The 17155-nt window shown below is 63.5% G+C and carries 15 protein-coding genes; 11 read left to right on the forward strand and 4 right to left on the reverse strand.

Annotated features, from left to right (window positions below; translation table 11 throughout):
* The first annotated feature begins 50 nt into the window (after positions 1 to 50).
* The 8 genes from ftsZ to MESCI_RS15925 all read left to right on the forward strand — a co-directional run bounded on the left by ftsZ (position 51) and on the right by MESCI_RS15925 (position 10076).
* Complete coding sequence (gene ftsZ / locus MESCI_RS15890; RefSeq protein ID WP_013530963.1) at positions 51 to 1730, forward strand: cell division protein FtsZ; 1680 nt, start codon at positions 51 to 53, stop codon at positions 1728 to 1730.
* Between the two features lie 281 nt (positions 1731 to 2011).
* Positions 2012 to 2962, forward strand: a complete 951-nt coding sequence (gene lpxC, locus MESCI_RS15895; protein WP_013530964.1) for a UDP-3-O-acyl-N-acetylglucosamine deacetylase — start codon at positions 2012 to 2014, stop codon at positions 2960 to 2962.
* Positions 2963 to 3225: 263 nt separating this feature from the next.
* Positions 3226 to 4095 carry an outer membrane protein assembly factor BamD gene (locus MESCI_RS15900; RefSeq protein ID WP_013530965.1) on the forward strand — a complete coding sequence of 290 codons (870 nt, stop codon included), beginning with the start codon at positions 3226 to 3228 and terminating at the stop codon, positions 4093 to 4095.
* Between the two features lie 119 nt (positions 4096 to 4214).
* Positions 4215 to 5888, forward strand: coding sequence for a DNA repair protein RecN (recN, locus tag MESCI_RS15905; protein ID WP_013530966.1), 1674 nt, complete (start codon positions 4215 to 4217; stop codon positions 5886 to 5888).
* 112 nt (positions 5889 to 6000) lie between these two features.
* On the forward strand, positions 6001 to 8205 hold the full coding sequence (gene ligA / locus MESCI_RS15910; RefSeq protein ID WP_013530967.1) for an NAD-dependent DNA ligase LigA: 2205 nt from the start codon (positions 6001 to 6003) through the stop codon (positions 8203 to 8205).
* Positions 8205 to 8897: a DUF2461 domain-containing protein gene (locus MESCI_RS15915; protein WP_013530968.1), complete on the forward strand. Its 693-nt coding sequence runs from the start codon at positions 8205 to 8207 to the stop codon at positions 8895 to 8897. The genes ligA and MESCI_RS15915 overlap by 1 nt, the downstream gene beginning before the upstream one ends.
* A 157-nt stretch (positions 8898 to 9054) precedes the next feature.
* Entirely contained in the window at positions 9055 to 9783 is a 729-nt protein-coding gene (locus tag MESCI_RS15920) for an AzlC family ABC transporter permease (protein ID WP_013530969.1), read from the forward strand.
* Positions 9780 to 10076, forward strand: coding sequence for an AzlD family protein (locus tag MESCI_RS15925; RefSeq protein WP_013530970.1), 297 nt, complete (start codon positions 9780 to 9782; stop codon positions 10074 to 10076). Before MESCI_RS15920 ends, MESCI_RS15925 begins: the two co-directional genes overlap by 4 nt.
* Positions 10077 to 10259: 183 nt before the next feature.
* Here the strand turns inward: MESCI_RS15925 and MESCI_RS15930 are convergent, their stop codons facing one another.
* From MESCI_RS15930 to MESCI_RS15940, 3 genes are all read right to left on the reverse strand, one after another.
* Positions 10260 to 12104, reverse strand: coding sequence for an aminopeptidase P family protein (locus MESCI_RS15930; protein ID WP_013530971.1), 1845 nt, complete (start codon positions 12102 to 12104; stop codon positions 10260 to 10262).
* Between the two features lie 138 nt (positions 12105 to 12242).
* Positions 12243 to 13115: a 50S ribosomal protein L11 methyltransferase gene (locus tag MESCI_RS15935; RefSeq protein WP_013530972.1), complete on the reverse strand. Its 873-nt coding sequence runs from the start codon at positions 13113 to 13115 to the stop codon at positions 12243 to 12245.
* A 10-nt stretch (positions 13116 to 13125) separates the two neighbouring features.
* Positions 13126 to 13704 carry an SCO family protein gene (locus tag MESCI_RS15940; protein WP_013530973.1) on the reverse strand — a complete coding sequence of 193 codons (579 nt, stop codon included), beginning with the start codon at positions 13702 to 13704 and terminating at the stop codon, positions 13126 to 13128.
* A gap of 188 nt (positions 13705 to 13892) precedes the next feature.
* Between MESCI_RS15940 and MESCI_RS15945 the strand changes: the two genes are divergently transcribed.
* The 3 genes from MESCI_RS15945 (at position 13893) to MESCI_RS15955 (ending at position 15675) form a co-directional block, all read left to right on the forward strand.
* Positions 13893 to 14411 carry a CreA family protein gene (locus MESCI_RS15945; protein WP_013530974.1) on the forward strand — a complete coding sequence of 173 codons (519 nt, stop codon included), beginning with the start codon at positions 13893 to 13895 and terminating at the stop codon, positions 14409 to 14411.
* A 138-nt stretch (positions 14412 to 14549) separates the two neighbouring features.
* Entirely contained in the window at positions 14550 to 15191 is a 642-nt protein-coding gene (locus MESCI_RS15950; protein WP_013530975.1) for a transferase hexapeptide repeat family protein, read from the forward strand.
* 190 nt (positions 15192 to 15381) lie between these two features.
* Positions 15382 to 15675 (forward strand): hypothetical protein, encoded by a 294-nt coding sequence (locus MESCI_RS15955; RefSeq protein ID WP_013530976.1) that lies wholly within the window; start codon positions 15382 to 15384, stop codon positions 15673 to 15675.
* A gap of 105 nt (positions 15676 to 15780) precedes the next feature.
* Here the strand turns inward: MESCI_RS15955 and MESCI_RS15960 are convergent, their stop codons facing one another.
* Entirely contained in the window at positions 15781 to 17028 is a 1248-nt protein-coding gene (locus tag MESCI_RS15960) for a hypothetical protein (RefSeq protein ID WP_013530977.1), read from the reverse strand.
* Between the last annotated feature and the right edge of the window lie 127 nt (positions 17029 to 17155).

The following is a 17155-nucleotide window of genomic DNA, read 5'->3' on the forward strand; positions in this document are numbered from 1 at the left end:
CATAGGCGGCCGCGGCGGCGAAGCGGCGTGAAAGGCAAAGGACGGAGACAATGACCATCAATCTGCAAAAGCCGGACATCACCGAGCTTAAGCCGCGCATCACCGTGTTCGGTGTCGGCGGCGGCGGCGGCAATGCCGTCAACAACATGATCACCGCCGGTTTGCGCGGCGTCGAGTTCGTGGTGGCCAACACCGACGCTCAGGCGCTGACTATGTCGAAGGCAGGCCGCCTGATCCAGCTCGGCGCTCACGTCACCGAGGGGCTCGGTGCGGGATCGCAGCCGGAAGTCGGCCGTGCGGCGGCGGAAGAGTGCATCGATGAAATCCTCGATCACCTGACCAACACCCATATGTGCTTCGTGACAGCCGGCATGGGCGGCGGCACCGGCACCGGTGCTGCTCCCGTCGTTGCCCGCGCAGCGCGCGAAAAGGGCATCCTCACCGTCGGCGTCGTCACCAAGCCGTTCCACTTTGAAGGCCAGCGCCGCATGAAGACCGCGGACTTCGGCATCGAGGAATTGCAGAAATGCGTCGATACGCTGATCGTCATCCCCAACCAGAACCTGTTCCGGCTGGCCAATGACAAGACCACCTTCGCCGATGCCTTCGCCATGGCCGACCAGGTGCTCTATTCCGGTGTCGCCTGCATCACCGACCTGATGGTCAAGGAAGGCCTGATCAATCTCGACTTCGCCGACGTCCGTTCCGTCATGCGCGAGATGGGCAAGGCGATGATGGGCACCGGCGAAGCTTCGGGCGAGGGCCGCGCGATGGCCGCCGCCGAAGCGGCGATCGCCAACCCGCTGCTCGACGAGACCTCGATGAAGGGCGCCAAGGGCCTGCTGATCTCGATCACCGGCGGCCGCGACCTGACGCTGTTCGAAGTCGACGAAGCGGCGACCCGTATCCGCGAGGAAGTCGACCAGGACGCCAACATCATCCTGGGCGCCACTTTCGACGAGGAACTCGAAGGCGTCATCCGCGTCTCGGTGGTTGCCACCGGCATCGACAAATCGGCGGCTGAAATCGCCGCTGCGCCGATCTCGATCCGCACGGCGCCTCCGAAGCCGGTCAGCCGCCCGGCGGCTCAGATCGCGGAGGCTCGCCCGGCGCCTGTTCAGCAGGCGGCCTACGAGCCACGCGCTGTCGACCCTGTCGCCGAAGCCATCCAGCTGGCCGAAGCCAATGCCGCGGCGATGGCGCAGGCGCGCCCGGCTCCTGTCGCTCACGCAGAAGATTTCCGCCCGCAGAGCAAGATCTTCCAGGCGCCGCCAGCACAGCCGATGCCGCAGCCGGTGGTCCAGCAGATGCAGCCGGCCCCGCAGCCGCGCGAGATGCTGCGCGAAGCCCCGCAGCCTATTGCCATGGCACCTCAGCGTATGCCGCGCGTCGAGGACTTCCCGCCCGTCGTCAAGGCCGAGGTGGATGCCAAGAGCCGCCCGGTTGACCACGAGAACAACAGCGGACCGATGGGCCTGCTGAAGCGCCTGACCAACGGACTGACCCGCCGCGAGGAAGAACCCGCAAGGCTGCAGCCGGCGCAGCCGCGCGAGCCCAAGCTGCGCCAGGCCGCGCCCGAAGTGCGCCGCCTCGCCAGCCAGGATGCGCAGCTCTATGCGCCGCGCCGTGGCCAACTCGACGATCAGGGCCGCCTGACGCCGCAGGTGAGGACGACTCAGGAAGACGATCAGCTGGAGATTCCGGCGTTCCTGCGCCGCCAGGCCAACTGATTGGTAAACGGACTGTAACATTTGTTAACAGGCAAGCGAGGAATCGCTTGCCTGTTAACGTTTTAAATGATGTGATTTCAACCACTTACAAAGTCGCACCCATTCCAGTTCGCGGTTACACAGAGTAAGAAACCGTGATTTGGAGTCTCCCTGACGGGACATTATCTTCGCTGCCTACCATCATCGGCTTGCCGGGATTTCGGGGGAAGTCGCCCTGCCAGCCGATTCACACAAGAGCCGCGCCCTCGGGCTGGAGAAGCGGACCTAGGCATTACGGGCTTATGGGGATTGTCTTGCACGACTATCAGACGACATTGAAGACGCGCGCGTCGCTTACCGGCACCGGCGTCCACAGCGGCAAGGAAGTGTCCATCAGCTTCATGCCGGCGGATGCCGACACCGGCATCGTTTTCCAGCTTTTCAACGGTGCCGAGCAGGGCCGCGAGTTTCGTGCCCTGGTCTCGGAAGTCGGCGCCACCGACCTGTGCACCATGCTTGGTGATCCCGCCGGCGAGCATATCGCCACGGTCGAGCACATCATGGCGGCGCTGTTTGGGCTCGGCATTGACAATGTCGCTGTCGAGATCGACGGTTCCGAGGTTCCGATCTTCGATGGCAGCGCCATGGCGTTCGTCGAAGCCATCGACCAGGCGGGCATCGAGACGCTTTCGGTCAAGCGCCGCTATATCAGGGTCATCAAGCCGGTCCGCATCGAGAACGGCGCCTCGTGGGCGGAGTTTCGGCCCTATGACGGAACCCGTTTCGAGATCGAGATCGACTTCGAAAGCCCGGCGATCGGCCGTCAGCTGTTTGCCTCCGACCTCAATGCCGATATTTTCCGTCGCGACATCGCGCGCGCCCGCACCTTCGGCTTCATGAAGGATGTCGAGCGGCTGTGGGCTGCAGGCTATGCGCTCGGCTCCTCGCTGGAGAATTCGCTGGTGATCGGCGACGACAACCGCGTCATCAATATGGGCGGCCTGCGCTATCCCAACGAATTCGTGCGCCATAAAACGCTGGACGCCATGGGCGACCTGGCGCTGGCCGGCGCCCGCTTCATCGGCTGCTTCCGCTCCTATCGCGGCGGCCACAGGATGAATGCCGCGGCCCTGCGCCGCCTGCTGTCGGATCGCACGGCGTTCGAGATCGTCGAGACGACGCGCCGGGAGCGTGGCCGCAGCGCCGAGATGAACGCCGTCAACGCGCCGCTCTACGCGCCCTGGATGATCTGATTTTCCCAGTTTTTTCGGGTTCCATGGGGGATTGCGCGTGTTGCAGGAATGCACCACCCGCCAGTGAAATTGCATTGATGTCCAAGCTGCGTCCGGCCGCCACAAAAATGTGCGATTGGCCGGAGATAGCGTTGCCGGGCAAGGCGGTTATGGTTTATGGCTGCTGCCGTCGATTAGTGCATGTCGTTCAAAAGTGGGGACCAGTTTTGAAACAATGGCATGCAACTGGCATTGAAATAGCGCCGAAAGGGCGAGATCCAATCATGTTCTTCAAGCGAGTTGGTCAATTGAAAGCACCGCAGAGGGCCGTTTTCCTGGCGCTTTCAGTAGTTGTTCCATCGCTCTTCCTGTCGGCCTGCATGTCGTCGGAGAAAGATATCGACCTGTCGACCTATGTCGACCAGACCGAGCCGGCCGATGTTCTCTACAACCAGGGCCTTGCCAATCTCAATGCCGGGCGCCTGCAGGAGGCGAGCCGCAAGTTCGACGCCGTCGACCGCCAGCATCCCTATTCGGAATGGGCCCGCAAATCGATGGTGATGGGCGCTTTCGCCGACTATCGCCAGGGCAATTACGACGAGGCGATCGGCTCGGCCAAGCGTTATCTCACGCTTTACCCGTCGACCGATGACGCTGCTTATGCGCAGTACATCATCGGCTTGAGCTACTACCGCCAGATCAAGGACGTGACGCAGGACCAGAAGGAAGCGCGTCAGACCGTCCAGACGATGCAGGATCTGGTCACCCGCTGGCCGACATCGGAATATGTCGACGACGCCAAGGAAAAGATCCGCTTCGCCAACGATCAGTTGGCAGGCAAGGAGATGCAGATCGGCCGCTACTATCTCGAGCGGCGTGAATACATCGCCGCCGTCAAGCGCTTCCGCACCGTGGTCGAGAACTATTCCAACACGCGCCATGTCGAGGAGGCGCTCGCACGTCTGACCGAAAGCTATTACGCGATGGGTCTGACTTCGGAGGCGCAGACCGCCGCCGCGGTGCTCGGCACCAACTACCCTGACAGCTCGTGGTACAAGGATTCCTACAAGCTCTTGCAGAGCAATGGGCTTGCACCGCGCGAAAATGCAGGGTCGTGGATATCCAAGGCCGGAAAGATGATCACCGGCGCCTGACGTATGAGCATCGACTGAAGCGTTCACAGCGCTTTTCGGATTGATCCGGTGCTCAAACAAAAAGATAGTGCGGCGCTGCGACTGCAAATGGTCGCGTGCCGTTCTAGATTCGGGTTCTGATGCTTTCCAGACTGTCGATCCGCGATATCGTCCTGATCGAGAAGCTGGATATCGACTTCCAGCCGGGTCTTTCTGTGCTGACCGGCGAAACCGGTGCCGGCAAATCCATCCTGCTCGATGCCCTGTCGCTGGCGCTCGGTGCGCGCGGCGACGCGTCGCTGGTGCGCCATGGCGCGGCCCAAGGCCAGGTCATCGCCGTCTTCGACGTGCCGCGCAATCATCCGGCGCGTGCGCTGCTTGCCGACAATGCGATCGAGGATGACGGCGACATCATCCTGCGCCGCCTGCAGACGGCGGATGGCCGCACCCGCGTCTTCGTCAACGATCAGCCTTCGAGCGTCACGCTGATGCGCGATGTCGGGCGCGCGCTGGTCGAGATCCACGGCCAGCACGATGAACGCGCGCTGGTCGATCCCGGCGCGCATCGCGAGGTGCTCGATGCTTTCGGTGGCCATCTCGGCGCCGTCCGCTCGACCGGCGAGGCATGGCGGCACTGGCGCGCCTGCGAGCAGGAGCTGTCGCGCCACCGCGCCAAGGTGGCGGCGGCCGCGCGCGAGGCCGACTATTTGCGCGCCGCGGTGGCGGAGTTGACGAAGCTCGATCCGCAGCCGGGTGAGGAGACGGATCTCGCCGAACTGCGCGCATCGATGATGCGAGCCGAGAAGATCGCTTCCGAAATCCATGATGCGCAGGATGTGCTGTCCGGCCCGTCCTCGCCCTTGCCGCAACTGGCCAGCCTGCTGCGGCGGCTGCAGCGCAAGGTGACCGAGGCGCCCGGCCTGCTCGACGACGTCGTCAAGTCGCTCGACGAGGCGATGTTGTCGCTCGACGCGGCGCAATCGGGGGTCGAGGCAGCACTGCGCGCCACCGAATATGATCCGCAGCGGTTGGAGAAGGCGGAGGAGCGGCTGTTTTCGCTGCGCGCGGCCTCGCGCAAGCACAGCGTCGCCGTCGACGATCTGGCGCAGCTTCGCGACACGATGTCGGCCGATCTTGCCGATCTCGATGCCGGCGAGGAGCGCCTGCACGGGCTGGAAAAACAGGCCGCCGCGGCACGCGAGGCCTACGACATTGCCGCCGCGCAGCTGTCTTCGCTTCGCCACGCGGCGGCGGTCGGCCTGACCAAGGCGGTGATGGCGGAATTGCCGGCGCTCAAGCTCGAACGCGCCGCCTTCATTGTGGAAATGAAGAGCGAGGCCGAGAGCCGCATGGAAGAGGGCATCGACCAGATCGAATTCTGGGTGCGCACCAATCCAGGCACGCGGCCCGGGCCGATGATGAAAGTGGCGTCCGGCGGCGAACTTTCGCGCTTCCTTCTGGCGTTGAAGGTCGCGCTGGCCGACCGCGGCTCGGCGCCGACGCTGGTTTTCGATGAAATCGATACTGGGGTGGGCGGCGCCGTCGCCGACGCGATCGGCCAGCGGCTGGCGCGGCTGTCGAAGCGCGTCCAGGTGCTCTCGGTGACGCATGCGCCACAGGTCGCGGCACGCGCGGCGACGCATTTCCTGATCTCCAAATCCGGCACCACCGACCGTGTCGCCACCGGCATTGCCGAGATGGACCGGCCGGCGCGGCAGGAAGAGATCGCGCGCATGCTGGCCGGCGCCACCATCACCGACGAGGCGCGCGCCGCCGCCGAGCGATTGCTGCGCGAGAACACCACGGCTGCATAAGAACAACGCGTGTCAGGGATCGAGTCAGGATATGGCTCCATCCTGCTGTTCAGGAATGATTTTCCCAAAATCCTGATCTATTGTGGCGGGCCACCGTCCGGGGAAGGAAAGCATGGCTGAAAAACCTGTCGATTCGCTCAGTGAGAGCGAGGCCGAAGCCGAGCTGAAGCGGCTGGCGGAAGAGATCGCCGAGCACGACCGGCGCTACCATACCGAAGATGCGCCTGTTATCACCGATGCCGAGTATGATGCGCTGGCGCGGCGCAACCTTGCCATCGAGGAGCGCTTTCCGGCGCTGGTGCGCGAGGATTCGCCATCGCTCAGGGTCGGAGCAGCGCCCGCGGAAGGCTTTACCAAGGTGCGCCATGCCGTGCCGATGCTCAGCCTTGCCAAGGCCTATACAGACGATGACGTCACGGACTTCATCGAACGCGGGCGGCGGTTCTTCGATCGCGACAAGGAGCTCGACATTGCGTTCACGGCCGAACCGAAGATCGACGGGCTATCGGCTTCGCTGCGTTACGAAAACGGTGTGTTCGTGCAGGGCGCAACGCGTGGCAATGGCGCTGTCGGCGAGGACATCACCGCCAATTTGAAGACCATCGCCGATATCCCTGCAAAGCTGAAAGGCTCGGGCTGGCCCGAAACCATCGAGATCCGCGGCGAGGTCTACATGACCTATGCGGAATTCGAGGCGCTGAAGCAGCGCTCGGCCGCCGTCGGCGGCCAGGACTACGTCAATCCGCGCAACACGGCGGCCGGGTCGCTGCGCCAGAAGGATCCATCCGTCACCGCCAGCCGCAACCTCAAATTCTTCGCCTATGCCTGGGGTTACACGACAGCGGATCCGGCTCCGACCCAGTATGATTCGGTGCAGAAATTCGCCGAGTGGGGATTCAAGATCAGTCCGCTGATGGTGCGGGCGAAATCGGCCGAGGAGTTGATCGCGCATTATCATCGGATCGAGGAGCAGCGCTCGGCGCTCGGCTACGATATCGACGGCGTCGTCTACAAGGTCGACCAGCTGGAGTTGCAGCGCCGCTGGGGCTTCGTCACCGGCGAACCGCGCTGGGCGATCGCGCATAAATTTCCGGCCGAACAGGCGATGACGACCGTGCAGAAGATCGACATCCAGGTCGGCCGTACCGGTACGCTGGCGCCGGTCGCGCGGCTGGCGCCGGTCACGGTCGGCGGCGTCGTGGTCGAGAACGTCACGCTGCACAATGAGGATTACATCAAGGGCCTGGACTCGACCGGCCAGCCGATCCGCGACGGCATCGACGTGCGCATCGGCGATACGGTCGTGATCCAGCGGGCAGGCGATGTCATTCCGCAGATCGTCAGCGTCGTCATCGACAAGCGGCCGGCCGATGCCGTGCCGTACGAATTCCCGCATACCTGTCCGATCTGCGGCTCGCCGGCGACGCGCGAGATCAACGAGAAGACCGGCAAGGAGGATTCCCGCCGCCGCTGCACCGGCGAGCTGATCTGCCCGGCGCAGGCGGTGGAAGGATTGCGCCACTTCGTGTCGCGCGGTGCCCTGGACATCGAAGGCCTCGGCGCGGAGAACATAGACACGTTCTTCAACGCGGGATTGATCAGGACCGCCGCCGATATCTTCACGCTCAGGGATCGCCGTCCGGCTGTCACCAGGGCGCTGGCGGAACGGCGCGAGGAACAGGCGAGGCAGCGCGAGGCCGCATCGGGCAAGACGCGCAAGAACGTGCGCAGCGTCGAGGACCGCAATTATGAGGGCCTCGACAAGCTGTTCGCGGCCATCGACTCACGCCGCGAGCCGGAACTCGACCGTTTCATCTTCGCGCTCGGCATCCGCCATATCGGCGAAACGACGGCGGCTGTGCTTGCCCGCACCTTCTCGACCATCGAGGAACTGATCCGCGTGGGCAAGGAAACAGCGGCAGCGGAAGATCCGCACAGTGTCTTCCCCTCGGTCAACGGTATCGGCGATACCGTGATCGACGCGTTGCGCGACTTCTTCGGCAATGAGCGCAATGACGACGTGCTTGATGCGTTGCTCCGCCAAGTCAAGCCGAAGCCGTATATCGTCAACGTCTCGGCCGACAGCGAGGTCGCCGGCAAGACGGTCGTCTTCACCGGCTCGCTGGAAAAGATGACACGCTCCGAGGCCAAGGCGATGGCGGAGCGCCTCGGCGCCAAGGTCGCGGGCTCGGTTTCGGCGAAGACGGATCTGGTGGTCGCCGGGCCGGGTGCCGGCTCCAAGCTCAAGCTCGCCAGCGAACTCGGCATCGAGGTCATCGACGAAGATGCCTGGCTGGCGCGGATCGGCAAGGCCTGATGGACGGCGCATTCAAAGGGTTCGGCCCAAAAGCCATTCCGTTCCTCAAGGCGCTGGATTTCCACCAGAGCCGAGAGTGGTTTTTGGAGAACCGTGACTTGTTCGAACAGGAATTGCGCGATCCGCTCAGTGATCTCGTCGACACGCTGACCGAGCGCTTCGCAAAGGCGGGTCTCGGCCTGCGCGGCGACCGCAAGAAGTCGCTGTTCCGAATCAACCGCGACGTGCGCTTCGCCAAGGACAAGCGGCCTTACAACAGGCATTTGTCTGCCATCCTGTCGCCCGACGGCACCAAGATGGAGCAGGGCGTGTTCTACGTCCATGTCGGGCTTGAGCGCTGCTTCGCCGACATTGCCTGGTGGCAGCCGGAGCCGGCGCTGCTGCTGGCGATGCGCAAAGCCATCGCGACGAAGCCGGACAGGTTTCGCGCCCTGGTGGCGGCGTTGAAGAAGAACCGGCTTGAACTCGAGACCGAAGGCCGTATGAAGCGTACGCCACGCGGCTTCGAGGAAATCAGCGATCCCGACCTTGTCGCCGCCATCCGCAACCGGCATTTTGTCGTCCAGCATGTTATCGATCCCGCGGGAATCCATACGGCTGATCTGGTCGACGAGCTCGTCGATTTCACCTTGCGCGCCAAGCCGCTGCTCGACTGGGGCAGGGCGATCGAGGGCAAGATCCTGAAGGAATAAGCGTCTAACTCAGCCGATCCAGCGATCATTTCCGCTGATCGTTTGGCTCAAGCGAATTCGTGTGACACGGCAAGCCGCGCCACCTACATACCGCGCTTCCCTTGTTGTTGTGCATGTCGTTATCCCCCTTTTGGGCGACATGCATCAGGAGTGGTTGATGGCGACGGACGTAATTTCCGAGAGCGGCGACAGAAGCGATTTCTGGCAAGGCGTGCGGCTGTCGATGCCTGTGGTGGTGGCCTCGGCGCCGTTTGCGGTGCTGTTCGGCGCGCTCGCCGTGGACAATGGCTTCTCGGTCCTGGAAGCCTTTCTGATGAGTGCGCTGGTCTATGGCGGCGCCAGCCAGATGGTCGGCATCCAGCTGTTCGGCCAGCATGTGGCGCCGTGGCTGATCGTGCTGTCGATCTTCGCCGTCAATTTCCGCCACGTGCTCTATTCCGCCGGCATCGGCCGGCGCATCGCGCACTGGCCTGTCATCCAGCAGGTACTAGGCTATTTCATCCTCACCGATCCGCAATTCGCGGTGGCCGAGGCGAGGGCGCAATCCGGCCAGACGGTCGGCTTTGCCTGGTATCTGGGACTTGGCTTGCCTGTCTATCTGTTCTGGATCGTCGAAAGCGCGCTTGGTGCGCTGTTCGGCAAGCTGATCCCCGACACGCACGCGCTGGGCATCGATTTCCTGCTGCCGATCTATTTCCTCGGTCTCGTGCTGGGCTTCCGCAAGCGGCCTCTGTGGCTGCCGGTGGTCATTGCCAGCGCTGCCGCCTCCATCATCGCCTACAAGACCGTGGGCTCGCCCTGGCATGTCTCGATTGGCGCTGTTGCCGGTGTGCTGCTGGCGGTCATCCTGCCTCCCCACCATAGCGGCGTAAAGGCACGGCCATGAGCACGACCTTCTGGATCATTATCGCCGGCGCAATCGCGACCTATCTGACGCGCATCGGCGGGCACCTGGTGATATCGCGCTTCGATACCATCCATCCCCGCGTCGAGGCCGGCCTCAATGCCGTGCCGGCGGCGGTGCTGACGACGCTGGTAGCGCCCGAGCTGTTGAACGCCGGCCCGGCGGAATGGGCCGCACTGGTGGTCACCGCCGTGGTTTCGCTGCGCGGTGGGTTGATGGCGATGTTTTTGGCGGGCGCGGCGGTATTGATCGTGGCGCGGCAGTTCGTCGGGTAGGGCGTATCGATATTCAGGTGATGACGGCCTGCAAACGGCGGCTTCCTGCGCTTCCCCGTTCTACCGCGTCGCGGTAGAACTGAGCTCACGTACCCAAAAGTACGCTTCGCTCCGGTTCACGGAACCCATCGTTTTCGCTCGTCCTGACCTGAATCTCGACACGCCCTCGGCGCCTCAGAAAAATCAAATCTTCGCGTCGTGCGGCAGCGGCGCGGTGGCCTTCTCCAGCCAGGCCAGCGTTTCGCCGTCGAGCATCGGGCCGATCTCGGCCAGCACGCGCGCGTGGTACGAGTCCAGCCAATGCAGCTCGTCACGCGTCAGAAGGTCCGACTGCACCAGCCTGGTATCGATCGGCGCCAGCGTCAGCGTCTCGAAGCCGTGCATGGCGATGTCGCCGCCCTCGATCTCTTGCGCCGGCGTCACCAGGATCAGGTTCTCGATGCGGATGCCGTAGGAGCCTTCCTTGTAGTAGCCGGGCTCGTTGGACAGCATCATGCCTTCGAGCAGCTTTTCGGTGCCGGTGCGGGCGATACGCTGCGGCCCTTCATGCACGGCAAGATACGAGCCGACGCCATGGCCGGTGCCGTGGGCGAAGTCGCAGCCGTGCTTCCACAGCGCCATGCGCGCGACGGCATCGATCTCGGAGCCGCGCGTGCCGGCGGGAAAGCGCAAGATGGAAATGCCGATCATGCCTTTCAGCACCAGAGTGAAGCGTTCGCGCATCTCCTGCGTCGGCTGGCCGATCGGCACGGTGCGCGTGATGTCGGTGGTGCCGTCCTGATACTGCGCGCCGGAATCGAGCAGGAACAGCTCGCCGGCCTGCAGCTTGCGGCTGGTGGCGCGCGACACGCGGTAATGCATGATGGCGCCGTTCGGGCCGGCGCCCGAAATGGTGTCGAAGGAGACGTCGCGCAGCGGCATCTGGGTTTCCTCGCCGGTCCGCCGGCGCTGTTCCTCCAGCCTGGTGACGACAGCGATCTCGTCGAGCGAGCCGGGTTTTTGCCGCTCCAGCCAGCACAGCAATTTCGCCACGGCCGCACCGTCACGCCGATGCGCGGCGCGCGAGCCGTTGATCTCGGCCTGGTTCTTGGTGGCGCGCGGGATTCGGGCAGGATCTGCTGCTGCAATGACGGCGCCGCCATTGTCCTCGACCAGCATGCGCAGCCGGTCAGCCGCCAGCACCGGGTCGAGCGCGATTTTCGCGCCACTCTTGGCAAGCGCTGTGATCGCGGCTTCGAATTCGCTGGGCTCATGCGGCTCGGCGAGCTGGGTGAGGTAGGCGGCGACCTGGCGCGAGAATTTGCGCTTATCCATGAAAAGCTGGTGCGACCCATCGGCGGCGAGGATGGCGAAGCCGAGCGCCAGCGGCGTGTGCGGCACGTCGCCGCCACGGATGTTGAAGGTCCAGGCGATGGAGGAGGGGTCGGTCAGCACCGCATGGGTGGCGCCGTCCTTGGCGATCGCCGCCGCCAGCCGCGCCAGCTTGTCCTTGGCGAGCTCGCCGGCAAAGCCGATCGGGTGGAGCTCGACCGGGGCCACCGGCGCGTCGGGCTGATCCTTCCAGATGATGTCGATCGGGTTTTTGTCGAGCGGCACCAGTACGGCGCCGTTCTTGTCGACTGAGGCCTGCAGCGCCTTGACCTCGCTGATCGTGTGCAGCCATGGATCGAAGCCGAGTCGTGCGCCCTTGCCGAGATTGTCTTTCAGCCAGACTGCCGGGGGATTGTCGACCAGGCTTTCGATCGAAAAGACGTCGAGATCGACCTCGCTGCGCACCTGCAGCGTGTAGCGCCCGTCGACAAAGACGAAGGCGCGGTCGCGCAGGACGATGGCGACGCCGGCCGAGCCGCTGAAGCCGGTCAGCCATTTCAGCCGCGCCGAACGATCGGCGACATATTCGCCCTGATGCTCGTCGGCACGCGGCACGATGAAGCCGTCCAGCCCGTTGGCTTCAAGCCATTGGCGCAGCAGCGCCACGCGCGGTTCGCCGACGGCCGGGTCGCCCGCGGAATCGAAGGTCTGGAACATGGTGGGCCTCCTGCATGTCCGCGCAACCGTAGCGTACGGTCGCGGAAATCGGAATCGATTTCCGGCTGCGCGCAACCTGCTACAGCATCGCCGGACTGACAACTGGGGGAATTTGGTCCAGGCTCGGTCGGTGCCGGTCTAGTGCTTCAGGTGGATCGTCACCCAGCCCTCGCGGTGCAAGGTTCTGACATGGCGGAAATTCTGGCCGACATAGGCCGAGATGACCGCGTCCCGCTGGCGCTCGAGGATGCCCGACAGCACGATCGAGCCGCCAAGTGCGATATGATGGGCCATTTGCGGCGCCAGCCGCATCAGCGGCCGCGCCAATATGTTGGCGACGATCAGATCGAAGGGCGCGCGCTTGCCGAAGATCGGATGGTGAAAGCCGGGCGCGGTTGCTGTTTCCACCAGTGCCTTGACGTGGTTGAGCCGCGCATTGGCGGCAGCCACCCGCACCGCCACCGGATCGATGTCGGTGGCCAGCACCGGAATGTGCGCCAGCTTGGCGACGGCGATCGCCAGTACCGCGCTGCCGGTGCCGAGGTCGAGCGCATTGCGCGGGTGTTCGCGCCGGACCACTCTTTCCAGCATTTCCAGGCAGCCGGCGGTGGTGCCGTGATGGCCGGTGCCGAAGGCAAGGCCGGCTTCGATTTCGATGGCGAGTTCGCCGCTGTGGCGTTTCCTGCGGTCATGTGCGCCGTGGACGAAGAAACGTCCGGCACGCACCGGCTTCAGCTCTTCCAGCGAATGCGCCACCCAGTCGATGTCGGGCAGGGGCTCGCGCTCGATCGGCTTCGACAGGGAAAGGCCGGCAAGGATGTCCTTCAAGCGGGTCTCGACCGCATCGACGTCGCCATCGGCATAGAGCGACACTTCGTGGATGTCCTTGTCCTCGTCGACCTCCAGCACGGCGATCGGCAGCCCCTCTTCCTCGAAGGCCGCCTCAAGCGCCGCGAAAATGCTGACGGACTCGATCTTTCCGGTGGTGAAGTAAAGGCGCGTCTGGGTCATGAAATGGTAATCAGCCTTTCGCCGCCAGCCGCTTCAGCTTGGCGATGGCCGTATCGGCGCTTTCGCCGTAGGCGATTGTGCCGGCAAAATCGCCCTTGGCGTTGAGCAGCAGCACCGAGGCGGTATGATCCATCGTGTAGTCGCCGTCGCCGGTGTCGACCTTCTTCCAATAGATGCCGAACGACTTGGCCATGGCATGGACCTTGTCCGGAGCGCCCGTGATGCCGACGATGCGGTCGGAGAAATTGCTGACATAGGCGTTCATCACCTCAGGCGTGTCGCGCTCCGGATCGACCGATACGAAATAGGCGTGCAGGTTCTTGCCGTCGTCGCCGAGCGTCTTCAGCCAGCCGGCCAGTTCGAACAGCGTGGTCGGGCAGACCTCGGGGCAATGGGTGAAGCCGAAGAAGACGACGCTGGGCTGGCCCCGGAAGGCGGCTTCGGTGATCGGCGCGCCTTTCTGGTCGACCAGAGTAAAGGCGGCTCCGAATGGCTCGCCGCCATAGTGGCCGCGATACCAGTCGAAGGTCAGCCAGCCGATGCCGGCCGCCATCAGGACGAGAATACCGACCAGGATAGAACGCATCATCAGAAAAGTCCGTCTGCAGAAATCGTCGCGCCGGCTCAATGCCGCGCCTGTGCGACAGTCTTAGCGGTTCGGCCCCGCACAGGCAAAGTGCCGCGTTGCCGCAACCGCTGCGGTGTCGACCTATCTGCTTGCAAAGCCGGGCTGCTCGCCCCACCTGTGACCGGCAACTCGAACCGCAGGAGGGTCCCTTGCAACGACTGATTGGGCACGGACTGATTGGGCGAAGACTGATCGGCGGTGCCTTGGCCGCGTGCGTTGTCCCAGGTGCCGGGGCCGCCGTGGCCGATGAAGTCGGCAAGGTCGGCGTCGACTGGCTCGGCAACGACATCATCGTCGAGGCGATCAAGGACCCCAAAGTGGAGGGCGTGACATGTCACGTCTCCTATTTCGATCGCGGCATCATCGATCGCCTGCACAAGGGCAACTGGTTCGAGGATCCGTCCGATTCCTCGATCTCCTGCCGCCAGACCGGCCCGATCACCATCGGCGACATCGACATGAGCGAGGGCGGCGAGGAAGTGTTCAAGCAAGGCATCAGCCTGATCTGGAAGAAGCAGGTGGTGAACCGTATCTACGACAAGGCCAACGAGACGCTGATCTATCTCTCGCATTCGCGCCAGGTGCAGAACGGCTCGGCGAAAATGTCGGTCACCACCGTGCCGCTCTACGGCCAGAACGTGGTGTGGAGCAAAGGCAAGCCGCAATAGGCGATTCAGTTCCTTCCCGGGCGCACGATTGGCCCCGCTTGCGGGACCAATCGCCTGGGCGAATCCTTGCCGGGAAACGATCTGACGGACGATTGGCCCCGCTTGCGGGACCAATCGCCTAGGGGTAAAGCCGCCGGCATGGAAAGTTCCGAAGATCTCGTCCCGAAAGACCCCGAGCCACGCATCCATCCGACCGCGGAGTTGAAGGCGTGCAAGCTTGGGCGTTATGCCTCGATCGGCGAGCGGGTGGTGCTTCGCGAGGTCACCGTCGGCGACTTCTCCTATTTCGAACGCCATTCGGAAGCGATCTACACGACGATCGGCAAATTCTGCTCGATCGCCGCCAACAGCCGCATCAATGCGCTGGAGCATCCCATAGAGCGGCTGACCCAGCACAAGCTCAGCTACCGGCCGAACGAGTATTTTCGCTGGCTGGGCGTCGATGCCGCCTTCCGCGAACGGCGGCAGGCGAAAGCCGTGACCATCGGCCATGATGTCTGGATCGGCCACGGCGCGGTGATCATGCCCGGGGTCACCATCGGCAATGGCGCGGTGGTCGGCGCCAACGCAGTGGTGACGCGTGATGTGCCGCCCTACGCGATCGTCGCGGGCGTGCCGGCGAAGGCTCTCCGGCCACGCTTCGCTCCGGATATCGCGGCGCGGATCGAAGCTCTCGCCTGGTGGAACTGGCCGGTCGAAAAGCTCGCCAGAGCGGTTCCCGACATGCAGGCAATGCCGATCGAAGCATTCCTCGATCGTTGGGAAAACGACGCCGTCTGACCAGCTCAAGACGTCGACGGTAACCAATTTTCTTAACGTAAAATATTAAAGTTAAGAAATGGAAAACTGATTGTATCCGTGAAATTAAACACTCCAAGGTTGCAAGACTTTCGGCAAAGTGCACTACTCGTTTCGGGGGTAAGTCGTAAGAAGTCGAAGAAAACACTACTAGCAACAATGGAGAGAAGTCATGAAGAAGTTCGCTTTTGTACTCACCGCTGCTATGGTTTCGTTCTCGACTGTCGGCGCCTATGCCGGCGGCTGGGGAGGTAGCTCGGGTAGCCTGATCAATGTGTCGCCGTCCATCGGTGTCGGCCAGGTGACCGCGCTCAATGGCATCCTGAGTGGCAACAACATCCTGAGCGGCAATGTCGTCCAGGGCATTCTGAACGGCAACAAGACCAACGTCCTTACCGGCGTTCTCAGCGGTATCGGCGTCAATGTCCTTGGCGGCAACAGCTACAAGCTGGGCGGCCGTCACTGAGCAGGAAAGTCACGGGCATCCTTATGTCACGTGTCGTGGGCAGGAGGGTCTTCAACACCCTCCTGCCTCCGCTTGTGGGCCTACCCAGTCAAGCGCGGGAATGAGCTAGATCTTCGCCCGCAGGCCCACAAATGCATCGACCGTGTGTTCGCGCTCGTCGATCACGGTCTTGAAGGTCTCGGAAACGTCGACGCGAACGACAATGGCCATCGATTTGGTCGCGTTGTACGTCGCTTCGGCATAGACGCCCTTGCGGCGCTCCTGGTTCTCGTAGAGCAAATTGTCCTTGAGCTCATAGAAGATGCCGGAAGCGATGCCGAGGTTTTCGCGCACCTTCATGCCAAGTTCCAGTTCCGCGCGCTGCAGCCACGAAGCCAGGGGGTCGTCGGTTTCGGACGTTTCGTAGCGGCCGAAATAGGTGCCGCGCAGCTCGAAGCCGTGCGGCAGAGGCTTGCCGAAGGTGACTTGCCAGGTCGGACGCCAGCGCTGGTAGATGTTATCGGCGCCGCGCAGGAACTGCGCACCCAAGGCCACGCCGAGCGTCGAACCATCGGTGGCCTTGTAGGCCGCCTCGGCGCGCAGCGTATAGGCGTTGAACGACAGGAACAGCGGCGGGTAACCGATTTCCTCGACGCTGGCGAAGAGCGCAGACGCGGACGCGCCGAAGGCAAGCTGGCCAACTGTTCGGGTGACCCGAGCCGCCAACTGGAAGAGATTGCGGTCGGCATGCAGCTTCGCCGGCAAGATGAGATCTTCCTGGAAATGCGTCGCGCCGAGCTTTTCGTAGCTGTCGGCGGCCTCGAGGATCAGCGATGTGGCGTTGCCGAGGTCGATGCCGAGTTGTGTCTGGGCGCCGAAGACCTGCTTGAACTCCCGCGTACCCAGCGTCAGCGGGCCGATATCCAGATTGTCGCCGGTGCTGGAGACGCGATAGCTCAGCGATCCCCTCAGTTCGAGACCCGGGCCGAGCCGGCGGAAGGCCTCGGCCGACAGCGACAATCCGCGGTCGTCCTCGATCGACGTCTTGTCGTAATGCGTTACCTGGAAGTCCGCGCTGAATTTCGCGTTGGCGTCGTTGTCGCCCCATTGCTGCTGCAGCGAACCGCGCAACAGTGTGTACCAGTCCTTGACCGCATGGTCGCTGTCCAGCGCGTTGTTGGTCCAATGCCTTTCGAGACTGCCGGTGATTGTCGGATCGGTCGCTATTTCGGCAGCCGGTGCTGTTGATGGTTCTGCCCTGGCGGTCACGGCCGCGCAGGCCATCAGCAGGCCTAGGCCGGCGCTGCCAAGCAATCTGCGGGAAAGTGGAGCGACCGTCTGTCCTTCTGCCGGTCGGCGCTTTCGGGAAACCATGCTCCGCGCTCTCCGGACTGAAACCCCTTCCGCCATGCGGGGGTGGCGCAGCGGAAGGGGCTGGAGGTAAACCGCTGTGAAGCGGAAGGAACAGGCACTCTTGCCTGCAGGAGTACTGTGGCATTGA

Origin of the sequence: Mesorhizobium ciceri biovar biserrulae WSM1271, assembly GCF_000185905.1 — a bacterium.
Taxonomy (GTDB): domain Bacteria; phylum Pseudomonadota; class Alphaproteobacteria; order Rhizobiales; family Rhizobiaceae; genus Mesorhizobium; species Mesorhizobium ciceri.